This window comes from Pseudomonas sp. NFX1 (assembly GCF_051123555.1).
Classification (GTDB): domain Bacteria; phylum Pseudomonadota; class Gammaproteobacteria; order Pseudomonadales; family Pseudomonadaceae; genus Aquipseudomonas; species Aquipseudomonas capeferrum.
Map to the genome: position 1 here is coordinate 3,788,482 of NZ_CP169366.1, position 24,909 is coordinate 3,813,390.

General features: G+C 62.7%; 20 protein-coding genes and 1 pseudogene. 5 read left to right on the plus strand and 16 right to left on the minus strand.

The genetic code is table 11. The features are described 5' to 3' along the window. Positions 1-77: 77 nt before the first annotated feature. Positions 78-2,243, minus strand: a complete 2,166-nt coding sequence (locus DJ563_RS16975) for a DUF1631 domain-containing protein (RefSeq protein ID WP_434518066.1) — start codon at positions 2,241-2,243, stop codon at positions 78-80. Between the two features lie 242 nt (positions 2,244-2,485). Here DJ563_RS16975 and nadC point away from each other — a divergent pair, with 242 nt between their 5' ends. Continuing rightward, complete coding sequence (nadC, locus tag DJ563_RS16980; RefSeq protein WP_186660227.1) at positions 2,486-3,334, plus strand: carboxylating nicotinate-nucleotide diphosphorylase; 849 nt, start codon at positions 2,486-2,488, stop codon at positions 3,332-3,334. A gap of 63 nt (positions 3,335-3,397) precedes the next feature. Here the strand turns inward: nadC and trxB are convergent, their stop codons facing one another. Beyond that, complete coding sequence (trxB, locus tag DJ563_RS16985; RefSeq protein ID WP_033701267.1) at positions 3,398-4,360, minus strand: thioredoxin-disulfide reductase; 963 nt, start codon at positions 4,358-4,360, stop codon at positions 3,398-3,400. A 329-nt stretch (positions 4,361-4,689) separates the two neighbouring features. Here trxB and cysZ point away from each other — a divergent pair, with 329 nt between their 5' ends. Continuing rightward, positions 4,690-5,418 carry a sulfate transporter CysZ gene (cysZ, locus tag DJ563_RS16990; protein WP_186660229.1) on the plus strand — a complete coding sequence of 243 codons (729 nt, stop codon included), beginning with the start codon at positions 4,690-4,692 and terminating at the stop codon, positions 5,416-5,418. Between the two features lie 141 nt (positions 5,419-5,559). On the opposite strand, the gene DJ563_RS16995 is transcribed toward cysZ, so the two are convergent. Next, a complete protein-coding gene (locus tag DJ563_RS16995) occupies positions 5,560-5,991 on the minus strand; it encodes a methyl-accepting chemotaxis protein (RefSeq protein ID WP_371925420.1) in 432 nt (143 codons plus the stop codon). A gap of 156 nt (positions 5,992-6,147) precedes the next feature. Beyond that, a pseudogene (locus tag DJ563_RS17000) lies at positions 6,148-6,876 on the minus strand (PAS domain-containing protein); the annotation flags it as partial. Between the two features lie 178 nt (positions 6,877-7,054). Between DJ563_RS17000 and DJ563_RS17005 the strand changes: the two are divergent. Beyond that, complete coding sequence (locus DJ563_RS17005; RefSeq protein ID WP_274099296.1) at positions 7,055-8,272, plus strand: glycosyltransferase family 4 protein; 1,218 nt, start codon at positions 7,055-7,057, stop codon at positions 8,270-8,272. Between the two features lie 9 nt (positions 8,273-8,281). Here the strand turns inward: DJ563_RS17005 and DJ563_RS17010 are convergent, their stop codons facing one another. Together DJ563_RS17010 and DJ563_RS17015 are read right to left on the minus strand one after the other, a co-directional pair. Further along, entirely contained in the window at positions 8,282-8,764 is a 483-nt protein-coding gene (locus DJ563_RS17010) for a glutathione peroxidase (RefSeq protein WP_274099297.1), read from the minus strand. Between the two features lie 145 nt (positions 8,765-8,909). Next, positions 8,910-9,395, minus strand: coding sequence for an FKBP-type peptidyl-prolyl cis-trans isomerase (locus DJ563_RS17015; protein WP_016501463.1), 486 nt, complete (start codon positions 9,393-9,395; stop codon positions 8,910-8,912). Between DJ563_RS17015 and DJ563_RS17020 the strand changes: the two genes are divergently transcribed. Beyond that, complete coding sequence (locus DJ563_RS17020) at positions 9,394-9,696, plus strand: DUF3565 domain-containing protein (protein ID WP_095064021.1); 303 nt, start codon at positions 9,394-9,396, stop codon at positions 9,694-9,696. The genes DJ563_RS17015 and DJ563_RS17020 overlap by 2 nt on opposite strands. A 32-nt stretch (positions 9,697-9,728) precedes the next feature. Next, positions 9,729-11,816, plus strand: a complete 2,088-nt coding sequence (gene pta, locus DJ563_RS17025) for a phosphate acetyltransferase (protein WP_274099298.1) — start codon at positions 9,729-9,731, stop codon at positions 11,814-11,816. A 42-nt stretch (positions 11,817-11,858) separates the two neighbouring features. On the opposite strand, the gene DJ563_RS17030 is transcribed toward pta, so the two are convergent. The 10 genes from DJ563_RS17030 to DJ563_RS17075 form a co-directional block, all read right to left on the minus strand. Further along, the gene (locus DJ563_RS17030; protein WP_047582740.1) at positions 11,859-12,578 is read right to left on the minus strand and encodes an OmpA family protein; all 720 of its coding nucleotides are present in this window, start codon (positions 12,576-12,578) and stop codon (positions 11,859-11,861) included. 109 nt (positions 12,579-12,687) lie between these two features. After that, a complete protein-coding gene (locus tag DJ563_RS17035) occupies positions 12,688-13,332 on the minus strand; it encodes an MBL fold metallo-hydrolase (RefSeq protein ID WP_274099299.1) in 645 nt (214 codons plus the stop codon). 8 nt (positions 13,333-13,340) lie between these two features. Then, positions 13,341-13,688 (minus strand): type II toxin-antitoxin system ChpB family toxin, encoded by a 348-nt coding sequence (locus DJ563_RS17040; RefSeq protein WP_434519733.1) that lies wholly within the window; start codon positions 13,686-13,688, stop codon positions 13,341-13,343. Further along, a complete protein-coding gene (locus tag DJ563_RS17045) occupies positions 13,685-13,963 on the minus strand; it encodes an AbrB/MazE/SpoVT family DNA-binding domain-containing protein (RefSeq protein ID WP_434518067.1) in 279 nt (92 codons plus the stop codon). Before DJ563_RS17045 ends, DJ563_RS17040 begins: the two co-directional genes overlap by 4 nt. Positions 13,964-14,145: 182 nt before the next feature. Next, a complete protein-coding gene (locus tag DJ563_RS17050; RefSeq protein ID WP_033701279.1) occupies positions 14,146-14,838 on the minus strand; it encodes a sensor histidine kinase in 693 nt (230 codons plus the stop codon). After that, a complete protein-coding gene (locus DJ563_RS17055) occupies positions 14,835-16,442 on the minus strand; it encodes a tetratricopeptide repeat-containing response regulator (RefSeq protein ID WP_033701281.1) in 1,608 nt (535 codons plus the stop codon). Before DJ563_RS17055 ends, DJ563_RS17050 begins: the two co-directional genes overlap by 4 nt. 172 nt (positions 16,443-16,614) lie before the next feature. Continuing rightward, positions 16,615-19,332, minus strand: coding sequence for a LuxR C-terminal-related transcriptional regulator (locus DJ563_RS17060; RefSeq protein ID WP_274098194.1), 2,718 nt, complete (start codon positions 19,330-19,332; stop codon positions 16,615-16,617). 278 nt (positions 19,333-19,610) lie between these two features. After that, positions 19,611-20,975 carry a DUF1329 domain-containing protein gene (locus tag DJ563_RS17065; RefSeq protein ID WP_033701284.1) on the minus strand — a complete coding sequence of 455 codons (1,365 nt, stop codon included), beginning with the start codon at positions 20,973-20,975 and terminating at the stop codon, positions 19,611-19,613. 25 nt (positions 20,976-21,000) lie between these two features. Beyond that, positions 21,001-22,887 (minus strand): DUF1302 domain-containing protein, encoded by a 1,887-nt coding sequence (locus DJ563_RS17070; RefSeq protein ID WP_274098193.1) that lies wholly within the window; start codon positions 22,885-22,887, stop codon positions 21,001-21,003. Positions 22,888-23,220: 333 nt separating this feature from the next. Beyond that, positions 23,221-24,903 (minus strand): fatty acid--CoA ligase, encoded by a 1,683-nt coding sequence (locus DJ563_RS17075; protein ID WP_434518068.1) that lies wholly within the window; start codon positions 24,901-24,903, stop codon positions 23,221-23,223. Positions 24,904-24,909 lie beyond the last annotated feature (6 nt).

Here is a 24,909-nt window from a genome sequence, read left to right on the forward strand (position 1 = left end):
TCCTGAAAAACGCCGGGTACAGAACAGCAGTATGCCCTGCGGGCGAGGCCGTTTGCATGTGAATCATTGTAAGGGGGTCAATGCACCTGCTGTTGCCGCAGCCCTTTAAGCACCGACTCCAGCGCTCGTTCGAACAGCAAGCCGTCATCGAGCACCCGCGCATCCCCCCGCTGCAGCGCCTGGGCCAGGCTGCCAGTGCTCCATTCTCGCACCTTCATGCCCGTGCGATTGGCGAAGACCAGCCGATCATTGCTGTCGATACGTGCCACCAGCTTGCAGCGCAGTGGGTCGTCTTCATCGAACACCTCGACCCAGGTGCCGATACGCAGGCGCTGCACCTGGCGCAGTTGCGCGGCGAACCCGTCGGCAATGTGCAAGGGCGCACAGGCCGGCTCTTCGGCAAGCGCCAGGACGATGTCCTCGGCTACCCGTACCTCTTGCAACGCCGGGTGGTCATCGGCCAATGGCGGTAAGCAAGCCGAGCAGGCACGCAGGTGCAATTGCTCCAGTTGCTGGAAGAAGTCGCGGGTGGCGGACGAGTCCAGCGCTACGCCAGCCAGGCCTTCACGCAAGGCCTTGAGCAGGCCTGGCACCTGTTGCAGCAGTTGCTCGCAGGCCTGATGCGGGGCAATGCTGGCGAGCAGGGTGTCCATGGTGGCCAGGGCATCACGCCACACCTGCGAGCCTTCGCCCTGCTTGAGCCACGCCAGCAGCAGCACCTGGCTCCAGGCCTGCACCAGCATCTGCACCACCACCTGCGGCAATAGCCGCCCGCGCAGACGCTGGTTGAGCACCTGCTGCACCCGCAGGCGGGCCTGCAAGGTGCGCGCCCGGCCCTCTTCGGCGTCGCGCGTGCGCTGCTCGAGCAGATCGTTGCGGCGGCGCTCGTCGTGGCTGAAGGCAAGGAACTCGTCGAGCAGTTCGGCGAACAGGCACGCGTCCTCGGTGTAATCGTTGAGCAGGCGCTGAATGATTCGCTCCACCCGCAGATGCAAACTGTCGCGCAGGCCCTCACCGCCCTGCTCCCAGCCGATCGCAGCAGCAGCGATCTCGTTGAGCAGGCGGCGGGCCGGGTGGCTGGCACGGCTGAACAGCCCCTTGTCGAGCAGCGCGACCTTGAGCAGCGGGATATGCAAACGCGCGATCAGCGCCCGCAGGCTGGGCGGCAGGTTGTGGTCATTGTGGATATAGCCGAACAGCAAGCCTACCAAGTTGATCATGTCTTCATCGGCGGTGGCGATGCGCCGGCGGGTGCCACTGCGCACACTGACGCGCAACAGCAGTTGCTCAAGCTGCTGGCCGAGTTCGAAGTCATCTGCCGCCTGGGTGGCGGGCACATAGTGTTGCAGGTGCGAGAGCAGGCGCAGCAGGTCGCCGGTGCTGATCGGCTGGGCAGCGGCCACAGCCTGCAACCGCGGTGCTATCTGCCCACGCGCCGGGGCCAGCAGTGCCTGCAGCGAAGCAAAGTACGCTTGCCCCGCACTGTCCGCGCCCACCTGCCCCTGTGCCTCCAGGTTTGCCGGCCGGCGCCCGGGCCCCATGCGCCGGTCCTCGGCACGCCGACGCGGTGCGGGTTGCAACTCGGGCAGTACGCCGGCGGCGGCCAGCAACTGGTTGGCCTCTGCATAAAGCACATCCACATCACGCAGCACGTAGCGCTCGAAGAGCTTGAGCAACACCAGCTTCACCCGCAAACCGACCCCCAGGTTGCGGCCCGCTTCGAGAAAATAACCGCACAAGGCAGCAGGCCCGACCGGGTTCTGCCGCTCGCCTACAGGGCGATCGAGCAAGGCCTGCAAGCGCAGGCCCAATTGCTGGAGGGCAACGCCGTCACGCGAGAGCACCCGCGCAACCATCCCTTCAAGCGCCGATGCACGCTCCAGTTGCGCCTTGCTGGCGGCACTTTGCGTTTCTCCCAGGCACCCCAAGGGGTCCACCTTGCCGATGCTGGCGAAGGTGTCGTAGAAGGTATCGAGAAAGCCCCGCTCGATGCTTTTGCGCTTCAGGCGCAAGTCGCGCATCGCTTCAAAATACAGGTTCTGGTCGCAGCGCTCGAAGGCCTTGTCGGCCATCTCGAACAGGGTGTCGTCGGCGTTGTCGAACAAGGCTTGCAGGCCTTGGCGCAATTGCAGTGCAGCCTTGTCGCGCACTTGCAGGAGCAATACCGGAAGGCAAGGCAGAGGCGTGCGCGCCCCTCTGTCGATGGCTGCCGCCAGCGGCACCACCTTGCCTTCTTTATGCATCCCGAACTCCTTGCAGGCTCGCTTGCCCGAGCGGGCAATAATTCGTCAAAGCTATGACGCCAAATACTGGGCACTATTATCGGCAAAAAATCTGATAGCTGCCAGCGCCGTTTCGCGTGCAGGCAAATGACCCTGCTTTGCCGCAGATGCTCACACCGACCGACCAAAGGTCACCCGCCAGGGCGCTGTACACACCGGCCCCCTGCCCTATAATCGCCGGCATCTAGCTTGTGGAGCCGACCATGCCGAACCTACGCCTCGCCGACCTGACCGCCGAAATCGAAGCCAACGTGCGCCGCGCGCTGCTGGAGGACATCGGCAGTGGCGACATCACCGCGCAGCTGATCCCGGCCGAGCGCCTGGCCAAGGCGACCATCATTACCCGCGAAGACTGCGTGATCGCCGGCACCGCCTGGGTCGACGCCGTGTTCCGCCAGCTCGACCCGCGGGTAGCCGTGCACTGGCAAGTTGCCGACGGCGACCGCGCGCTGGCCAACCAGCCGCTGTTCCACCTGGAAGGCCCGGCACGCTCGCTGCTCAGCGGTGAGCGCAGTGCGCTCAACTTCTTGCAGATGCTGTCTGGCGTCGCCACGCGCGCGCGCTTTCTGGCCGACCTGGTCGACGGCACCCAGGTGCGCCTGCTCGACACCCGCAAAACCCTGCCCGGCCTGCGCCTGGCGCAAAAGTACGCAGTCACCTGTGGCGGTTGCGACAACCACCGCATCGGCCTTTACGATGCCTTCCTGATCAAGGAAAACCACATCGCCGCCAGCGGTGGCGTGCCTGAAGCGGTGGCAGCAGCGCACCGCATCGCCCCTGGCAAGCCGGTGGAAATCGAGGTCGAAAGCCTGGACGAACTGCGCCAGGCCCTGAGTGCGGGGGCGGATATCATCATGCTCGACGAGCTGACCCTGGATGAAATGCGCGAAGCCGTACGCATCACCGCAGGCAAGGCCAAACTTGAGGCCAGCGGCGGCGTCAACGAGAGCACCTTGCGGGTGATTGCCGAAACCGGCGTCGATTACATCTCCATTGGTGCCATGACCAAGGATGTGAAGGCGGTGGACTTGTCGATGCGCTTGAGCCTCTGAAGGCGCAGAAAATTGCAGGCATGAAAAAACCGGCCAGATGGCCGGTTTTTTTCGAGCGTCGGATCAGAACGAGGCGTTGGCCAAGCCGTCCAGGTAACGCTCGACGTCCAGCGCCGCCATGCAGCCTGCACCGGCCGAGGTGATGGCCTGACGGTAGACGTGGTCGGCCACGTCGCCCGCTGCGAACACACCTTCGACATTGGTGGCAGTGGCGTTGCCTTCACGGCCGCCATTGACCACCAGGTAGCCGTCCTTGAGGGTCAGCTGGCCTTCGAACAGCGACGTGTTCGGCGTGTGGCCAATGGCGATGAACACGCCGTCGACCTTGATTTCGTCGCTGCTGCCATCGTTGTTCTTCAGGCGCGCACCGGTCACGCCCATGTTGTCACCCAGTACTTCGTCCAGGGTGGCGTTGAGCTTGAGCTCGATCTTGCCTTCGGCCACGCGGGCGTTGAGTTTGTCGACCAGAATCTTCTCGGCACGGAAGGTTTCGCGACGGTGAACCAAGGTCACCTTGCTGGCGATGTTGGCCAGGTACAGCGCCTCTTCAACCGCGGTGTTGCCGCCGCCGACAACGGCTACCGGCTTGTTGCGGTAGAAGAAGCCGTCACAGGTCGCGCAGGCCGAAACACCCTTGCCCATGAAGGTTTCTTCCGACGGCAGGCCCAGGTAGCGGGCGCTGGCGCCAGTGGCAACGATCAGCGCGTCGCAGGTGTAAGTGCCACTGTCACCTTGCAGGGTGAATGGCTTGTTGGCCAGGTCGACAGCGTTGATGTGGTCGAAGACGATCTCGGTCTCGAAGCGCTCGGCGTGCTCTTGCATGCGCTGCATCAGGGCTGGGCCGGTCAGGCCATGGGGGTCGCCCGGCCAGTTGTCGACTTCGGTGGTGGTCGTCAGCTGGCCACCGGCCTGCATGCCGGTGATCAGCAGCGGCTTGAGGTTGGCACGGGCGGCATAAACTGCGGCGCTGTAACCGGCAGGGCCGGAACCGAGGATGATGACGCGCGAATGACGTACTTCAGACATGTCGAACTCCTGTCGAGCCGGCCGCACGGGGCCAGCATCGGTGTGCCGGCGGTGCCAGCTGGAATTTAAAAAGGACCCACGCAACCTTGGGGAAGGCTACTACGCGTCGGTCCAGAACCTAAAAGTTGAGCGCACTGTAGCGAGGTCGCAAAGATTAAGGAAATATCCTTCGACAATCCACCTCATAGGCATCGTCTATTCAGCAATTTCATTCACGAAAAATGCCCTGGTGCTTTTGTTACAGCCGGTTTCGCCGACATCGCCCGCCTTTCGTCGGCGCAACAAACTCGGTAAGGTCAGCGCGTTTTCCTTATGTTCGGAGTGTCTCGATGCAAGCCCCTGTCCTCTCTGGCCCCCAGTATCTGCGCGAAGGCCTGAAACTGGTGCTGAGCCCGAACCTGCGGTTGTTCGTGCTGCTGCCCCTGGCGGTCAACCTGCTGCTGTTCGGCGGCCTGATCTACTTTGCCGGCCACCAGTTCAGTGTGTGGGTCGACGCGCTGATGCCGACCCTGCCAAGCTGGTTGAACTTCCTCACGTACATTCTCTGGCCACTGTTCGTCGCCCTGGTGGTGCTGATGGTGTTCTTCACCTTCACCCTGGTGGCCAACGTCATTGCCGCACCGTTCAATGGTTTTCTGGCCGAAAAGGTCGAAGTGGTGGTGCGCGGCGAAGACAATTTCCCCGCGTTCAGCTGGGCTGAGCTGGTGGCCATGGTGCCGCGCACCTTTGGCCGCGAGATGCGCAAGCTGGGCTACTTCCTGCCCCGGGCGATCGGCCTGTTCATCCTGTCGCTGATCCCCGTGGTCAACGTGATCGCGGCGCCGCTGTGGCTGATCTTTGGGGTATGGATGATGGCTATCCAGTACATCGACTACCCGGCGGACAACAACAAGATGAGCTGGCAGGACATGCTCGCCTGGCTGCGCAGCAAGCGCTGGCAGTCGCTGGGCTTTGGCGGCATCACCTACTTGGCGCTGATGGTGCCGGTGGTGAACGTGCTGATGATGCCGGCGGCGGTGGCCGGTGCCACCCTGTTCTGGGTACGCGAGCGTAACTGAGCCTGGCACGCGCTGGTGTAGGAGCGGCCTTGCGTCGCGAAAGGGTCGCGTAGCGGCCCCAGGTTCTGTGGCGCAGCAAAAATCGCCGGGGCCGCTACGCGACCCTTTCGCGACGCAAGGCCGCTCCTACAACAACAACAATCACTGAGCCAGTCGGCTGGAAAACTGCCCCACCACGTCCACCACCCGCTTCGCCCCGTCCTGAATCTCGACGATCACGTTGCCAGTCTCATCGGCAAGCGCAAGCCCCTGCTCGGCCTGGCGCTTGCTGGTGTCGATGATCGCCACCGCAGCCTGGGCCAATTGCTCGTTCTGCTGCACGACCCGGGCAATCTCCTCGGTGGCAGTGCTGGTACGCGAGGCCAACTGGCGTACTTCGTCGGCGACCACGGCAAACCCCCGCCCCTGCTCCCCCGCACGGGCTGCCTCGATGGCGGCGTTGAGCGCCAGCAGGTTGGTCTGCCCGGCAATGTCGCTGATGGTCTTGATGATCGAGCCGATCACCCGCGACTGAGTGTCCAGCGCCTGGATACCCTCGGCCGCCTCCTGCATCGACGCCTCCAGCCCACGCATGACGCTTACGGTTTGCGTTACCACCTCGGTGGCCTTGCGCGCGCTGGTGTCCGTGCCCAGCGAAGTGTTGAAGGCGATGTCCGCCGCCTCGGCAACTGCCTGCTCCTGGTTGACCTGGTCGGTGATCACGGTGGCAAATTTGACCACCTTGTACAGCACGTCATGGGCATCAAAGATCGGGTTGTAGGACGCCTCCAGCCACACTACCCGGCCATGGGCGTCGATGCGCTTGAAGCGTTCAGCGATGTATTCGCCCCGGCGCAGCTTGTCCCAGAACGCCTGATAACCTGGCGAATTGGCTTCTGCAGGCTCACAGAAGATGCGGTGATGCTTGCCGCGGATCTGCTCGAGGCGGTAGCCGACCGAGGTCAGAAAGCGTTCGTTGGCAGTCAGGATGGTGCCATCGAGGCCAAATTCGATCACGGCGGTCGAGCGCATCAATGCCTTGATCAGGCTTTCGTGCTCGCGTGAGGTTTCGATGGTGCGGGTAAGGTCGCTCGAGTGCAGGGTGAAATACTTGATGCGCCCTTCGCTGTTCTTCACCGGCTGCAGGATGGAGCGCAGCCACGCTTCCTGGCCATTGCCACGCAGCAGGCGGAACGCCCCGTTGAGGTGCTCGCCACGGCTGATGGCGCTTTTCATGCGCTGATAGAAATCCAGCGTCTTCACATGGGCCGGGACAATGTCCTCGAGTTTGCGTCCAAGCAGTTGGTCGGCACGGTAGAGCATCTCGCTCTCGAAGTTGCCGTTGACCATCTCGATCCGTCCTTGGGGGTCGAGCTGGAGCACCAGCATCTCGCTGTCGAGGCTGCTCTTGACCTGTTCGACCGACAGCAGGTCTTCACGCAGTTGCTGGATTTCTTGCTTGAGCTTGTTGTTGAACATTCCCGCTCTCCTGGAGCGCAGCACGTAATCGAATGCATCTTCATCGGCTGGCGGTGGCAGGTTCTTGAGCACCCTGCAGGCAAATATTCACACCGTTGAAACAACCGGCGATCAGGCGTCACCTGCACGTCACAAGGCCGTCACATGCGCGCAATGCTGCAGGCGGACACTTTTTGTCATGAATACACCCGCCCTGCGTATCACCCTCGTCAGCGAAACCTTCCCACCGGAGATCAACGGTGTCGCCAATACCCTTGGCCGCCTCAGCGAAGGGTTGCGCCAACGCGGGCATGACATCGAGATCGTGCGCCCACGCCAAGCCGGCGAAGCGCCGGTGCACAACGACCCGCAACTGATGCTATGCCGCGGCTGGGGCTTGCCCGGCTACCCCGGCCTGCAATGGGGCGAAGTGTCCATGCACAAGCTGCTGCGGCGCTGGCGCAGACAACGCCCGGATGTGCTGTACATCGCTACCGAAGGGCCATTGGGGCTGAGTGCGCTGCGCGCGGCACGGCGCCTGGGGGTGCCGGTGGTCAGCGGTTTCCATACCAACTTCCCGCAGTACTCCGGCCAATATGGCTTGGGTTTGCTGGCACGCCTGCTCACCCACTACCTGCGCTGGTTCCATCGCCGTACGGCCATCACGCTGGTGCCCAGCATCAGCCAGCGCCTGGAGCTTGAACGCCGTGGTTTCGAGCGCCTGGAACTGCTGGCCCGCGGGGTCGATGCCTGCCTGTTCAACCCGGCCCGGCGCAGCCAGGTGCTGCGTGAAAGCTGGGGGCTTGGCCCGGACGATATCGCCGTGCTGCATGTCGGGCGCTTGGCGGCAGAAAAGAACCTGGGGCTGCTGCGCCCGTGCCTGGACGCGCTGAAGCAGACTTATCCACAGAAGCGCCTGCGCCTGATCGTGGTCGGCGACGGCCCACAGCGCGCCGCCCTTGAACAACAGGTGGCTGATGCCGTGCTCTGTGGCGCCCAGCGCGGTGAGGCACTGGCCGAGCACTATGCCAGCGGTGACCTGTTCCTGTTCCCAAGCCTGACCGAAACCTTTGGCAACGTGGTACTCGAAGGCATGGCTTCGGGGCTGGCGGTGGTGGCCTACGATGAGGCGGCGGCCGCGCAACATCTTCGTCATGGGCACAGCGGCGCGCTGGCCATGCCCGGGGACCAGGCGGCCTTTATCGATGCCGCCTGCTGGCTACTGGAAGAGGAAGAAACCCTGCGCCGAGTACGCCTGAATGCCCGTCAACACGCCAGCCGCCAAGGCTGGCCGGCGATTGTCGAGCAGTTCGAGGGCTATCTGTATGGTGCCTGCAAACAACGCGCAGGCGCGGCGCAACAGGCCCCGGGCACTGCGCTGGCGATCAAGCCAGGTTCGACAGCCCCGCGCGGCTGAGCAAAAACCTTAGCCCAGGGCCTTCTCGATGGCCTGAACCACGGTAGGGTCATCCGGCGCAGTGCGCGGCGAGAAGCGCGCCAGCACGCGGCCGTCCTTGCCTACCAGAAACTTTTCGAAGTTCCAGCTGATGTCACCGGGGAATTCGGCCCCCTCCCCCGCCAGCAGGCGATACAGCGAGTGGCGTTGCGGCCCATTGACCTCCAGCTTGGCGCCCAAGGGGAAGCTGACACCGTAGTTGAGGCTGCAGAATTCCTGGATTTCCTTCTCGCTGCCAGGCTCCTGGCCGGCAAACTGGTTGCAGGGCAGCCCCAGCACGCTGAAACCCTTGCCCTTGAACTGCTGTTGCAGCTTTTCCAGCGAAGCGTATTGCGGCGTCAGGCCACACTTGGAGGCAACGTTGACCACCAGCACCACTTGGCCCTTGAACGGTGCGAGGGGCAGATCCCCGCCGTTCAGTGCCTCCAACTTCAGGTCGTGAAATGCACTCATGATGTATTCCCCTCTCAGGTTCCCGATGGCCGCGTGGGCAAAATCCGCCCAATAAAAAAGCGCTCGTCCAAGCCGTCCACCTCCCATTGGGAAGGCAAATGGCTTGCCCGAGCGCCTGGCGACTCTCTGAGCTTAGCGCAGAAAATCAGTGGTGATGGCCACCTTCACCGTGGATGTGACGGTGAGCGATTTCTTCTTCGCTGGCATCACGCACGTCTACAACCTTGACCTGGAAGGTCAGGCGCTGGCCGGCCAGCGGGTGGTTGCCGTCAACGGTAACGTCGTCGCCGTCGAGGTCGCGAATGGTGACGATCTGCATCTGGCCATCCGGCGCCGAGGCGTGGAACTGCATGCCGACTTCCAGCTCGTCGACGCCTTCGAACAGGCTGCGGTTCAGGGTGCTGACCAGCTCGGCCAGGTATTCACCGTACGCGTCTTCCGGCTCGATGGAGACATTCAGCTCGTCACCGGCCTGTTTGCCTTCCAGGGCTTTTTCCAGGCCCGGGATGATGTTGCCGGCACCGTGCAGGTAAACCAGCGGCGCGCCACCGGCGGAGCTGTCGATGGTCTCCCCGGCGTCGTTGGTCAGGGTATAGTCGATGGAGACAGCCTTGTTGGCGGCGATCAGCATGGGGCAAGACCTTTTGCAAAAGTATGTAGAGCGGACAAGTGTAACCAAGCCATCGCCCGATTGCGAACGCGCCTCGGCCGAGGAACAGCCCATCAGTCGGATCACCGGCTTCCATCAGGACGAAGAAGGCCACTGGGTGGTCGAGTTGTCGTGCGGCCACACTCAGCACCTTCGCCACCAACCCCCTTGGCAGGCGCGCCCGTGGGTGCTCGATGCCGCTCAGCGCCAGCAGCGCATCGGCCAGGCTTTCGCCTGTGGCTGGTGTGCACAGGCGGCCGATAGCGCTACCCTTGGCCGTTGATTCCTTGCACCGCTTTATTTCGAGAAGCACGCATGCAAACATTTTTCATTGCGCCGACCGACTTTGGTGTCGGCCTGACTTCAATCAGCCTGGGCCTGGTTCGCACCCTTGAACGCGCAGGCCTGAAGGTCGGTTTTTTCAAGCCGATCGCCCAGCCTCACCCCGGCGATACCGGCCCCGAGCGCTCCACCGAACTGATCGCACGGACCCACGGCATCAAGCCGCCCAAGCCGTTGAGCCTGGCGCACGTCGAGCGCATGCTCGGCGATGGCCAACTTGACGAACTGCTCGAAGAAATCATCCGCCTGTACCAGCAAGCCTGCGTGGGCAATGACGTGGTAGTGGTCGAGGGCATGGTGCCGACCCGCCACGCCAGTTACGCGGCGCGGGTCAACCTGCACCTGGCCAAGAGCCTGGATGCCGAGGTGATCCTGGTGTCGGCGCCGGAAAACGAGGTCCTCAGCGAGCTGTCCGGCCGGGTCGAACTGCAGGCCCAGCTGTTCGGCGGCCCACGCGACCCGAAAGTGCTCGGGGTGGTCCTCAACAAGGTGCGTACCGAAGAAAGCATGGCGGACTTCGCCACGCGCCTGCGCGAGCACTCGCCGCTGCTGCGCGGCAACGACTTCCGCCTGCTGGGCTGCATCCCTTACCAGCCCGAACTGAACGCCCCGCGCACCCGCGATGTGGCCGACCTGCTTGGCGCCCAGGTGCTCAACGCCGGGGACTACGAGCAGCGGCGCATGAGCAAGATCATCATCTGCGCGCGTACCGTGGCCAACACCGTGCCATTGCTCACCCCTGGCACCTTGGTGGTGACCCCCGGTGACCGTGACGACATCATTCTGGCCGTGAGCCTGGCAGCGATCAATGGCGTGCCCCTGGCCGGCCTGCTGCTGACCAGCGACAGCAAGCCCGATGCGCGTATCCTTGGCTTGTGCCGCGGCGCCTTGCAAGCCGGCCTGCCGATTCTTTCGGTGAGTACCGGTTCGTACGACACGGCCAACCAGCTCAATTCACTGAACCGCGAGATCCCCGTGGATGACCGCGAGCGTGCCGAGTTCATCACCGATTTCGTCGCCAGCCACCTCGACGCTGCCTGGCTGCATCAGCGCTGTGGCACGCCACGTGAGCTGCGTCTGTCGCCTGCGGTGTTCCGCTATCAGTTGATTCAACGCGCACAACAGGCCAACAAGCGCATCGTCCTGCCCGAGGGCGCCGAGCCGCTGTTGGTGCAGGCGGCGGCGATCTGCCAGGCCCGTGGCATCGCGCGTTGCGTACTGCTGGCCAAACCCGAGGCAGTCGAAGCCGTTGCCCGCGCCCAGGGCATTACCCTGCCGCCAGACCTGGAAATACTCGACCCGGAGCTGATTCGCGGGCGCTATGTCGAACCGATGGTCGAGCTGCGCAAAAGCAAGAACCTCAATGCGCCCATGGCCGAGCAGCAGCTGGAAGACCCGGTGGTGATCGCCACCATGATGCTGGCCCTGGATGAGGTCGACGGCCTGGTCTCGGGCCTGGTGCATTCCACCGCCAACACCATCCGCCCGGCCCTGCAGCTGATCAAGACGGCGCCAGGTGCCAGCCTGGTATCTTCGGTGTTCTTCATGCTGTTCCCCGAGCAGGTGCTGGTGTACGGCGACTGCGTGATGAACCCGCACCCCAGTGCCGCAGAACTTGCAGAAATCGCCCGGCAGAGCGCCGAATCGGCACAGGCCTTCGGCATCGCGCCGCGGGTGGCGATGATCAGTTATTCAAGTGATTCGGCGAGCGATGAAGAAGTCGAGAAGGTGCGTGAAGCAACACGCCTGGCACAAAGCGCGGAACAGGATCTGCTGATCGATGGGCCGTTGCAGTATGACGCTGCGGCCAACCCGGCCATCGCCCGGGAACTGGCACCGAACAGCCCGGTTGCCGGGCGAGCCACGGTGTTCGTCTTCCCCGACCTCAATACCGGCAACACCACGCACAAAGCGGTGCAGCGCAGTGCCGATGGGGTCAGTCTGGGGCCGATGCTGCAGGGGTTGCGCAAGCCGGTGAACGACTTGCCGCGCGGGGCTCAGGTGGACGATATCGTGCACACCATCGCCCTGACGGCGATTCAGGCCAGCGTCGTGCGCTGAAGCCTTGGGGCTGCTTGGCAGCCCCAAGGCGACCCTCATGACTTACGGATACTGCTGAACCTGCCCTTGCTGGTCATACTGCTGACCTGGGATCGGCTTCAGGTTGACCTCCACGCGACGGTTCTGTGCCCGGCCGTTGGCGTCGGCGTTGCTGGCGATCGGCTGGTCCGGGCCCATGCCACGTACCGAAATGCGCGAAGCATCCACACCCTGCGAAGTCAGGTAGGTGCTGACCGCCTGCGCGCGGCGCTGGGACAGGTCCATGTTGTGCTGACGGCTGCCGGTGCTGTCGGTGAAGCCGACCACTTCGATGGTGTTCTGGTTGAACTGCTTGAACGAGCCAGCCAGGTTGTTCAGCGGCGAGTAGAAGCTTGGCGCGATGTTGGCCGAGTCGGTGGCGAAGGTGATGTTGCCTGGCATGATCAGCTTGATCTGGTCGCCCTGGCGCTGCACCTCGACGCCGGTATTGGCCATTTGTGCGCGCAGTGCGGCTTCCTGCTTGTCGGCGTAGTAGCCGTAACCGGCTGCTGCGGCACCCACTGCGGCTGCGCCGATCAGTGCACCTTTACCCCGGTTGTTGTGGTCGATGGCGGCACCGGCGACAGCGCCGGCCAGCGCGCCCAAGCCGCCGTACTTGGCGGTCTTGCTCATCCCCGTGGAGCCCTGCGCCTGACCCTGGTTGTCGTACGGGTTCTGGCTTGCGCAGCCAGTCATCAGGGCTGCAGCGGTTGCGACGATAATCAGACGACGCATGGTGAACATGGACAAGCTCCTACTGAAATTCATAAATGCGGCAGACCGCGAATGGATCTATGCCAGCCTTGGATTGCCAAGCGGCAGAAAAATTCCATGAACACGTTTTCACGCAGGTTCATGCCCGCACGAACGGGTTCTCGCGCATCTCGTCACCCAGGCGGGTGTCTGGCCCGTGGCCTGTGACCACGATGGCCGTTTCATCCAGCCGGTACAACCGCTCCTTGATCGAACGAACGATAGCCCGCTGATCACCGCCCCACAAATCGGTGCGGCCAATACCGCGACGGAACAAGGTATCGCCGGCAATCAACAGCTTGGCATCGGCGAACCAGAAGCTCATCGAGCCGGGCGTGTGCCCCGGGGTATGCAAGGCCACGCCACAACCACAGGCCAGTTCCTCGTCATCGCTCAGCCAGCGGTCTGGGGCAGGCACCGGGGTGTAAGGCACGCCGAACATCTGGCACTGCATCTCCAGGTTGTCCCACAGCGACTGGTCGTCTTTGTGCAGGTGCAATGTCGCGCCAGTCAGTTCCTTCAACTTGCCCGAGGCGAGGAAGTGATCGAAATGCGCGTGGGTGTGGATGATGCTTACCAAGGTCAGGCCATGGGCTTGCAGGCGGGCGAGGATCTTCTCCGGGTCACCGCCTGGGTCGACGACGATGGCCTTTTTGCTCAGCGGGTCGCCGATCAGGGTGCAATTGCACTGCAGGGGGCCTACGGGGAAGGTTTCGCGGATGAGGGCTGAGGATAGATTTTCCATAGGGACCATTATTCAAAGAGGGTTTGTACGCGAGCCAGTGCATCAAGGATGACCACCTCGGGCACAGCCTCGACACGCTGGGCCTTTCTGGCCTCCAGATCCACTGTGCGTATCTGGTTACAGAGCATGACCCCTTGCGTCTGCGTACCCGCGCCGCTAAGCGTCACTGCGAACCCTGCATGCCTTGCGAAATCCCCACCCTGGGAGATCGGCACGATCACTGCGAGCCCCGCAGCATTGAAGGCCGAGGGTGTAAGCACCAATGCGGGTCGCCCTGCGCCTTGCTGCTCTCGTCCGACAGCGGGATCAAGGTTGATACGAACAATATCGCCTCTGGCGAATTTAACCCGCTTCACACTTCCCGCCCCACTGGGCGCATCGCGTTCCAAGCGGCCATGTCCTCTGGCTCTGGTGCCGTGAGATCACACTGAGCCATCAACTCTTCAAGGGTGTATTTAGGTTTGGACCTGACAGGCTTGAGCACCAGCGTTTCACCGGCCGTATCCAAGCTAAGGGTTGAGCCGACACCAAGGTGCAGCTGCTTGAGCACCGCTGCAGGGAGGCGAATGGCCGCGCTATTGCCCCACTGCTGAATCTTGATCTGCATAAGTATCTCCCAAGGTAGATACATACTAGAAATCCTCCATGCGATTGCAAGTGAAATGTAGAAACGTCGTATCTACATTGTCACTCGCCTGGCTGGAAAAAAGCCCAGCTACCACAAGAAGGAAATCCCTCACATCGTCTTGGGAATCGACGCTAGGGCCGCAATAAAAGGCAACACCTGATCACGCGAAATGGCCACGAGAACGATCAAGGCAAAAACAACCTGAACAACCCGCCCCCAAGCGCCCCGCCATTGGAAATCTCGATGCGCCCCTTCACCCCATCGCTCTCATGCAGCGCCGCGATCCGCGCAGCGAAGTACAGGCCCAGGCCAGTACTGCCACTGTGTGAATCGATCCCCTGGATGAACTCTTCCTGGCGTTCGAGCATGCGCTGTGGATAACCCGGGCCGTCATCGTTGACGCAGATCACCAGTTGGTTGGCTTCTTCCTCGATGCTGATCAACAAGGCATGCCCGGCAAAACGGGTGGCGTTGGTGATCACGTTGGCGATCACCGACGCGACCAGTTCGCGGTCGAAGAAGCCCAACGGGTTGTCGGTGTCGATACGCCAGGTGGCGAGGATGTCGTTGTGCTTGAGTACTTCCTGATGGGCAGCCAACTGGGCTTCGATGAAGTCGTCCAGCTCGTGGTAGTCCGGGCAGACCGGCAGCTGGTTGACACCCAGTTTGTACAGCCCCAACAGTTGCACCAGCATACCGTTGAGGTGGCGGAACTCGTGCTCCATCACCCCTTGCTCGGTGCCAGTGCGCAACTCTTCGGGCAAGCGCGCCAGCCACTGGTCATGGGACTGGATCAGCGCTGACAGGGAGTTTTTGAGGTCGTGCACGGTGGAGGCGATCACCGTGGAAAAATCCAGCCCCTGATTGTCTTGATTCATGCGCCGAACACTCGGATGTGCAGTTTGCCATAGCGGTCATAGCGGTTGTCGCTGGCCGGGATGCCGGCAACGCTGGTCAAGGCGTTGCGGCATTCCTGCATGATCGCAGGCTGTGGGTCATCCCCCCCGATGCGCAGCAGCGCCTGGGCGGTGTTGAGGGCGATGCTGATGTTCTTCGGTTGCAAGGCCAAGGCCTTGCGGAACAACTGCAGCGCTTCGTCGAGCTGACCTCCCTGGTAACTACGCACTCCCTGGCGGTTGAGGGTTACGGCTTCGGTGATCGCATTGAGTACGGCCGGATCATCCGTCAGCTTGGCCACCTTCTGCATGACCTTGGGGTCATCGCCATAGCTTTCCACACAGCTTTTGAGCACCCCGATCGCGGCCGCTTCCTGCCCTGACGCCTGCAGTTGGGCAGCCACTGTCAGCGCGGCATCGACCGAGAAGAACTGTTCCATCTTGTCCAGACGCTGCATGGCCTGCTCGGTGAGCTTGGCGGCCGTCTCGGCGTCACCGGCCTGCTGCAGGCTCGCGGCTTTCATCATCCGGGCGCGCACCTGCAAGCCTTGATCCTCGGGGTTTTCCTTGGCCACTTCACTGAGCACGGTGTTGATCTCGACGCGGGTCCGGGCGTCCAGGCCAAAGCCTGCGTTCTTGCTCATCAACGCCTGCACCAGGCCCAGGTTGTTCTCGGCATCCTTGTAGCGCGAACTCTGCCCCTGGTTCACCGCATGGCGGAACGCTTTCGAGGAGGTTTCAAAGTCCTCGTTGCCCAGCGCCAGCTTGCCCAGCGTGGCCTGCCGGCGTACCGACAGCGGCGACAGGCGCACCGCTTCTTCCAGCATGTTCTGCGCGCGCTTGTTCTCGCCCTGCGCCACCAGCACTTCGGCCATGCCGTCGTACAGGCCCGGCATGATCGGGAAGGCCTTCAGTGCCTGCTCGTACACACCCTGAGCCTGGGCATTCTGGCCACGCTTGTGCATCAGGCTGCCCAGCGCCGAGTACACCCACGGCTGCGGGCGGCTGGCGAGAATGGCCTTGAGGAACTTTTCCAGCTCGTCAAAGCGATTGAGGTTGCGCAGGGCATCGGCCCGGTAGCGCAGGCACAAAGGGGCGAAGCGCGGGTCCTTCTTGCACAGCTCGGCGCAGGCCGCCAGGACTTCGGCCGGGCGACCGCGGTCCAGGGCCTGGAGGATCGGCTTGAGCAAGGTCTTGCGCTGGAACAGCTTCTCGACGCGCTGGGCCAGGCCTACCCGGTTGAACGGCTTGGTCAGGTAGGCATCGGGCTCATGCTCGATGGCACTGAGGACGATGGCCTGGCTGCTCTCGGCCGTCACCATGATGAACACGCACTCATGGCTGATGTGCTTGTCGAGGATCAGGTCTTCGAGCACCTGCTGGCCGTTTTTCTTGCCGTCGCCCAGGTGGAAGTCCTGCAGGATGAAGTCATAACGTTTCTGCGCGCACATGCGCAGGGCCTGCTCGCCGCTGTCGGCAGTGTCCACATCGCGCACACCCAGTTCGCGCAACATGGAACGTGTCGACGTACGAAAGTCGGTGAAGTCGTCGACGATCAGAAAGCTCTTTTGCCCGTACTGCAGCATCAACACGACCTGTATTGGGATGATTGAAAAATCGCGCAAGGCGATGCATACCACCGAATGCTGTATCGGCAGCCGGTCGGGAAAGATGAGGGTAGAGCATGCAGCGCGCTAAACAATTGCGCGCAGTGGCCTCAAGCCATTACTTTAGCGAGCAAACCCCGCGAGGGCTACCTCAGGCCAGCAAGCCCAACGATTTGGCCTTGGCCACCGCTTGCGTCCGGCGCTCGACGCCCAGCTTGCTGTTGATGTGGCTGGCATGGGTCTTGACGGTATGCAGCGAGATGAACAGCCGTTCGCTGATCTGCTGGTTGGAACACCCCTGCGCGATCAGCTCGAGCACAGCCCGCTCCCGACCACTCAACGCCTCGCCGCCGCCGCTGCTGACCACAGGTAATGGCGGCAGGCGCTTGAGCAGTTCGGCCTGCACCGCGCAACCGGGGTGAGCTGCAAGCTGCTCGTGCAGCCACTGTGGGTGTTTTTCGAGCAACGTTTGGAAGGGGTGCAGCACGCCGCCCTGCGCGGCTTCGAGCGCCTTGGGCAGCAGCCCGGCAGCTTGCGCGTCACGGCCCTCCCCTAATAGCAGGGCAACCCACTGGCACAGTGCGCTGACGGCCAGCAGCATGCCGCCACTGACCAAACCCCGTTCGACCAGCCCCGACAGGCGCTGAATAGATTCATCTGTACGCAGCTGGATACGCGCCAGCAACGCCTGCTGCAATTCGATATGCAGTGGCAGCAACGGATGAAACTCCGGGGCCGCTGCGGGCTGCTCGCCGCCGTAGGTCTGCCCCAGCCGCAGCAACCACGACTCGGCAAGGTCGGTACGCCCTTGCGCCAGCCACAGCTCGCACTTGACCAGGGTAATCATGGCCAGGTAGTAAATCGGCGGAACGTCCCAGATGTGCATCAGCCGCTCCGCCTCGGCCAGCTCGGCGAACGCTTCGGCGAAGTGGCCCTCGCGGCCATCGAGCGTCGCAATCACACAGTGGCCGATCAGCACGCTGATGTCCCGGCAGGCCCGCGCTTCACCCAGCCCCGCACGCAGGCGCGCACGACCTTGGCCGGCTTGCAGGCGCGAAACCAGCAGGTAGCCCTCGTACAGGGTCAGCCGCGCCCGCACCGCATACAAGCGCTGCCCCGACAGCCCCTGCAGGCGCTGCAAGCCTTGGCGCACTTCGTCCAAGGCCCGCAACACTTCACCACGGGCATGCAGCACCCGCGCCCGATCATAGTGCGCCAGGGCCTCGAACAGCGGGTTGCCAACACGCTGGGCCAGCTCCAGGGCTTCGCGGTTCCAGCCCCGCGCATGCCAGAAGTCGGCATCGGCAATGGCCAGGTTAGACAGTGTCGAAAGACACACCAGGCGCTGGCCATAACGCTTGCACGGCAGGCTTTGCAGCGCTTCACCGCAATAAGCCAAGGTGCGCTCGCGATCACCCCGACCGCGCGCGATGACGCCGCTCAGCGCCAGCCACTGGGCCAGCATCGACTTCTGCGCGGTCGCCGACGGCGCAGGCAGAAAACGGCTGAGGTAACCGGCCAGTTCTTCGGCCGCATCCAGCTGGCAAGCCAACCCCAACGCCCAGCTATACAGCACGATCAGCCGCGGCGTACTGATCAGCAAGCTTTCTGGCAGGTCCATCTTCCAGCGCAGCAGCATGCCGACGTTCTGCTCGGCCAGCAGTTGCTCCTCGGAAAGGCTCTGCACCAGGTCGGCAGCGACATCGAGGTGGCCGGCACGCAGCGCCTGTTCAACCGCCTCATCCAGCAAGCCTTGGCCCTCGAACCAGCGGCAGGCACGCAAATGCAGGCCCGCCAGCGGTTCGCTGGCCTGGCGGCTACGCAACAGATCGGAAAACAGGTGGTGGTAACGAAACCAGTGACCGTGCTCGTCCAGCGGCACCAGAAACACCTGGTGAGCCTGCAGGAAGCGCAGGACAGCGGCACTGTCCTCGCGGCCACGCAGGGCATCGCAGAGGGACGCGCAGAAGCGCTCCTGGCTCGCCGTGTCGTACAGAAAGGCCTGTACGTCCGCCGGCAGGATCTCGATGACTTCTTCCAGCAAGTAATCGCGTATCAGCCCTTCGCCGCCATGCAAGGCGTGGGGCAAGGCATGCTCATCGCCTGATTCGCTGGCCGCCAGCTGCCAGAAGCGCAGCCCGGCCACCCAGCCGTCACTGCGCTGGATCAGGTTGTCCAGTGCCTGGCCACGCAGGCCGGTGGGTTGGCGGCCGATCACCGCCAACGACTCGTCAGGCGTCAGGCGCAGCTCCTGCTCGTTGAGCTCGACCAGTTGCCGGGACAGACGCAAGCGAGCCAGGTGCCAATCCGGGCGCTGGCGGCTGGTGATCAACAGCACCAGGCCGTTGGGCAAGTGATTGAGGAAAAACTGCAGGCAACTGTCGAGAACCGGCCCTTGCGCCAGGTGATAGTCATCCAGCACCAGCAGCAGGGGCGTATCGGCTTGCAGGTACTGCGCCAGCTCGTCGAGCAGGCCGTCGATCCACTCCTCGAAGGCGAATGGCTGGTGGCGTTGGCGCATTTTCAGCAAGCCCATGGCCTGGCCACCCAAGGCGGGGCAGTACTGCTGCAGGCCTTCGAGCAGCCGTTCGAGAAAACGCCCGGGGTCGGCATCGCGCTGGCTCAGGCCAAGCCAGAGGCTTCGCCAGTGCTCGGGCAGTGCTTCGCAGAACTCGATGGCCAACGAGCTTTTACCAAAGCCCGCTGGCGCGTTGACCAGCAGCAACCGCCCATTCAGGCCTGCTTGCAGGCGCTGACACAGACGTGCACGCGGCACATGGCCGTCCGGCAGCGGTGGCCGGAAGAAACGCCCGTCCAGCAGGCCGAGGGCCTGGCTGGCGAATCCATGCGTACGGGACAGATCTGTCATGGCCGGCTCATTCTGATGGGAAGACAACGGCGATACGGATGCTTGCGAGACTAGCGGGTAACGCAGCGCATTTGAAGATGATGGGCGCAATTGCGCTGTAAAAGACTACGACAAAAAGCAACAACGCTGATGGACGAGCGCTAGACCGGGGCTTTGGCGGAATATTCACCGGCCTTATCGCGGCCCTGCAGGTGGCCGCGAATTGCGCAGTGGCTTAACAGAAACGCCCCGGCAAGCCGGGGCGTTCTGGGGATCACACGGAGTTGCAGGTTATCAGCTCAACGAATACCCGACTGACGCAGGGCCGCTGGCTGGAAGTCGGCTTTGCTGGCACTGAAGCCAAAGTCGTAAGCGCGCTTCTCTTCGTTCTTCATGCCCAGCGCCAGGTAACGCCCCGACTGCAGGTCGTAGATGGTTTCCAGGGTGTACCAAGGCACCTCTTTGTTGTAATACGGCTGGGAATGGGCTTCGGAAACGCGCCACAGCTGGCCACGACCGTCGTACTGGTCGATCACTGCAGCCTGCCAGGTGTCTTCATCGATGTAGAAGTCACGCTTGGCGTAGATGTGCCGCTGGCCCGGTTTGAGGGTTGCGACCACGTGCCAGACGCGGCGCAGCTCGTAACGGGACAGGTCCTGGTTGATGTGCCCGGCCTTGATGATGTCGGTGTACTTCAGCTTGGGGTCATCCAGCTTGAAAGCGTTGGAGGCGATGTACAGCTCCTTCTTGCCTTCCAGCTTCCAGTCGTAGCGGTCTGGCGCCCCGTTGAACATATCCAGGTTGTCCGAGGTACGCAGGCCGTCGGCAGCGGTACCCGGGCCGTCGTACGACACTTGCGGTGCCTGGCGTACGCGACGCTGGCCGGCGTTGTAGATCCACGCCTTGCGCGGCTCTTTCACCTGGTCGAGGGTTTCGTGCACCAGCAGCACGGTCCCGGCCAGACGAGCGGGCGCGGTCACTTCCTGCTTGAAGTAGAAGAGGATATTGCCCGGGTTGCTCGGGTCGTAATCCTTCATCTTGTCGCGGAAGACGAACTGGTCGGAGAAGTACACCGGGTTGAAAGAGCCGTTCTGCTGTGGCGTTGCCTGGGTTACCAGGCGGCTGACACTGCCCCCCCGGTAGCGGGTAATGTGGTTCCAGATCACTTCCAGGCCGCTTTTCGGGATCGGGAACGGCACCGCCGTGTCAAAGTTGTTCAAGCCGTTGCCGCCTTCCACCAGCGTGGTCTGGGTGGCGTTTTTCTTGATGGCGGCGAACACGTCGGCAGGTACCGTGGAGCCGCGATGGGTCTTGAATACCGGGATCCTGAAGCTGTCCGGATAGCGCTTGAACATGGCCAGCTGGCCCGGCGAAAGCTTGTCCTTGTACTGATCGGCGTTCTGCGCAGTGATGGTGAACAGCGGCTTGTCACTGCCATACGGGTCGGCCAGGAAGCCCTTGCCGTCGACGCTACCCGCCGTCTTCGACAGCGGCTCCCACGGGCCGATCGAGCCATCGGCGTTGCCGGCCTTTTCGGCGCCCATCGGGGTCAGGGTACTGCCCAACTTGGCCGCCTCGTCGGCGGATACCGCAGCCATGACGCTGGTCGCCAGCAGGGACAGGCCCAGTACACCGGCTTGCAGCAGACTTCTGGTCTTGTTCATGTTGTGTCGTCCTGAATCAGTATTCTTAGAAGTTCACGCCGAAGCTGAGGGCGACGAAGTCGCGGTCATCCACGGTGCTGTACTTGCCGTCGAAGAAGTTGGTGTACGACAGGCTCGCCGTATAGGTGTTCTGGTACTCGGCGTCCAGGCCCAGGCTGACGGCCTTGCGGCCTTCCTCGAAGTTGGCACCCGGGCCAGGCGAGTAGCCGGAAACGTCATGCGACCAGGCCACGCTGGGCTTGAGGTTGACCCCGGCGAAGACGTCGTTGTAGTCCCAGATGACCCGGGCGCGGTAACCCCAGGAGGTGCTGGTGGTGTAGCCGTCGTTCTCGCATTTGCGATTCAGGTTGGTGGTGGATGCCCCAGCACCCGCGCCAGCGATGGTGCTGCCATTGAGTGCCTGGCAGGTGTCCGCACCGCCGGTGGCAGGCAGCGGGCCAGGCCCGAATACCGGGTCACGGCCGTAGCGGGTCTCGCGTGCGTTTTCCAGGCCGCCAACGTGGGTAACCCCAACTTCGCCCACCACAGTCATGCGGCTGGCGCCCATTACCTGGTCGAAGAAATGCGTCAGCGTGGTCTGGAACTGGGTGATTTCCTTGCGCCGGTAGCCGTGCAGGTCTTGGCCGGGGGTACCGGAGAGCAGCGAAGCGTTGGTCAGTGCGCCACCAATCGGACGCACGCCCGAGAATAGGATGTCGGTGGTATTCAGTTGCACAGGGGCATTGGGGCGATAGCTGACTTCACCACTCCAGGCCGTACCCGTAGGCAGCGTAGTGGAGAAGCTCAGGCCGTACAGGCGGATGTCCTCGGGGTACTCGACGAAGTACTCGGAGTTACCAGCCACAATCAGCGGTGCCAGCGCTCGCAACTGTGCAGGCAGCGCGCTCAGGCCGGCGAACACCGACGGTGGTGCGCCGGTGGCGCTGAAGATCGGCGCGCGGCTGTGGTAGTTCATGAAGTAGGCACCGAACTCGGTGTCCAGCGGGTCGAACATGTAGCGCAGAGCCACGCCGAACTGGCCGCTGTCGCGGGCATCACGGTCGGCGCCGCGGCGCACCATCACCCCTTCTTCGTTGATGTTCACGCCCTGGGTGGCGAGGAATTGCTGGGCTGCGCCCGGCACCGTGCGGCTGCTGTTGAGCACGCGCAGGTTGTCGGTACAGCCGTCGGCGATGATGTCTGGCTGGGAGAAGAACGTGCCGCAGTTATCGACGACGGTCTGGTCCCATTCGATCTGATAGAAGGCCTCGGCCGACAGGTTATCGGTCAGGCTCTGGGAGATGTAGAACATGTTGACCGGGATCAGGCCTTCCTTGATCTCGGCCCCCGGGCGGCGGAACGCGGATACGTCGATCGGGTTGATCGAGTTGATGCCGCCGCCGATGAAGGTACTCTCACCCCAACTGACAACCTGCTTGCCCAGGCGCACCGAGCCTGGCATGTCGCCAATCGAATAGTTGTGATAGACGAACGCATCGAGCAGTTCGGCACCGGAAGACTTGGCGCCTTCCTTGCGGTTGGAGTCGCTGATGTCCTTGAACTCGCGGCCTTCGTCCTTCAGCTCGAAGTCGTACCAGTACTTGCCGCGCACGAACACACCGGTGTCGCCGTACTTGAGTTCGAGGTCGTGGATACCCTTGAAGATCTTGGAGAACGTTTCGCCCTTCTTGAAGTTCAGGTGGCCATCGTCCGAGGTCTGCGACAGGCCCTTGCCGCCGTTGTTCACCCCGATCAGGTTCTTGTTGGGGTTGGCCGTCGACCAACTGGCGCCGATGGAGAGCGACGAGTCGAACTGGCCTTCGATTTCACCAATGTTGAAACTGACAGCGAAAGCAGGACTTGCGAGCGTGGAAGCAAGGCTGACGGCCAGGGGCAACTTGGCCCGGCGCCAGAACAGGTTTGCAGATTTCATCGACGCTACTCCATGTACTTTTTTGTTATGGCAGTGAGTCCTTTCAGAAACGGCCCGTGGGACCGGTATGCAGGCTTGCGCCTGCGGCAACACGGCTTGCGCGTGTCGCCCTCCCCCATTCCTGAAAATCCCCTGGCCTCGACTATAGCCAGCAAGGCACAGGCGCTTGATCCCTCTAAAGTGTGATTTGCGCTCCGTGCCGCCAACTCGCTCCGACGTTTTTCTTCGTGACGCGCTGGCAGTGCTGAAGCATGGCGCATTTTGGCTGTTTGGCAAGGCGCCGGGCTCTCTAGCATGCGGGTCGTGTTCTGACGTACACGACCCCCACTGTGCTTACAGAGTCGACAGGAACGCGCTGTTACTGGCCTGCCACTGGACGATGTCCTGGCGGATGCGTTTCTTGTCGAGTTTGCCGACACTGGTCTTGGGAATTTCAGTAACAACGGCGATCTGGCTTGGAATTGCCCACTTGTTGATATGCCCCTCTTCAACGAAAGGCTTGAGGTGGTCCTTGAGCGACTTGGCATCAATGGCCTGCCCGTCGCGCACCACCAGCAGGGCAAAGGGCCGCTCGCCCCACTGCGGGTCGGCGACACCCACCACCGCCACTTCGCGCACCGCCGGGTGACGGCTGATCAGGTCTTCGAGGTCGAGCGAAGATACCCACTCGCCGCCGGTCTTGATCACATCCTTGATGCGATCGCGGATATCGATGTAACCCATGCCATCGAGGGTCGCGACGTCACCGGTGTGCAGCCAGCCACCCTGCCACAGCTCTTGGCTCTTTTCCGGCTCTTTGAAGTAGCCCATGGTCAGCCACGGCGCACGCAGCACCAGTTCACCCTGGGTCTCGCCATCGGCCGGGAGGAAATTGCCCTCGCCGTCGACGATCGCCGCTTCCACCAGGGGCACCGGCACGCCGGCCTTGATCCGGTAGGAAATGCGCTCATCCTCGCTGCCGGCCTGCAGTTCGTCGTTCAGGTGCGCGGCAGAAATCAACGGGCAGGTCTCGGACATGCCGTACGCCGCCGTCAACTGGATACCGCGCGCCAGTGCAGCCTGGTACAACGAACGGTTAAGCGAACTGCCGCCGATGATGATCTTCCAGCCACCGAAGTCCTCGCCCTGGGCGCTGGGGCAATTGAGCAGCATCTGCAGGATGGTCGGCACGCAATGGGAGAAGGTGACCTTCTCTTCACGCCACAGCTTGACCAGCATGTCCGGCTCGTAGCGCCCCGGGTACACCTGCTTCATGCCAAGCATGGTGGCGGCGTAAGGGATGCCCCAGGCATGCACGTGGAACATCGGGGTGATGGGCATGTACACATCGTTGCTGCCCAGCAGGCGCACGCTGTCGATGCTGCCGGTCACCGAGGCTTCAGCCAGGGTGTGCAGCACCAGTTGCCGATGGGTGAAGTACACCCCCTTGGGGTTGCCGGTGGTACCTGTGGTGTAGAAGGTGGTGGCCACCGAGTTCTCGTCGAAATCCGGGAAGTCGTAGCGTGGGCTGGCGGCGGCGAGCAACTGTTCGTACTCGCCGACCAGGTTGGGCAGCGCGGCGGTCTTGTCCGGGCCATCGGTCAGCAGCACGGTCTTGTCGACCGTCGTCAACTGACCGGCGATGGCCTGGTAGAGCCCGACGAAGTCACTGTTGACCAGGACCACCCGGTCTTCGGCGTGGTTCATGGTGTAGAGGATCTGTTCCGGTGACAGGCGCACGTTGATGGTGTGCACCACCGCGCCGATCATTGGGATGGCGAACATGCATTCCAGGTAGCGATGGCTGTCCCAGTCCATCACCGCCACCGTGTCACCGGCTTTGACCCCGGCTTCGGTCAGAACATTGGCCAGGCGAGCGATACGCTCGTTGAGCTGTGGATAAGTCAGGCGCAGCTGATCGCGATAAACGATCTCGCGGGTTTTCTCGTAACGGCTGCCGGACATCAGCAGGCGTTTGATCAGCAGCGGGTAGGCGTAGGCGCCTTCGGCGGGTTTGATGATGCGGGTCTGCAACATGGGTAT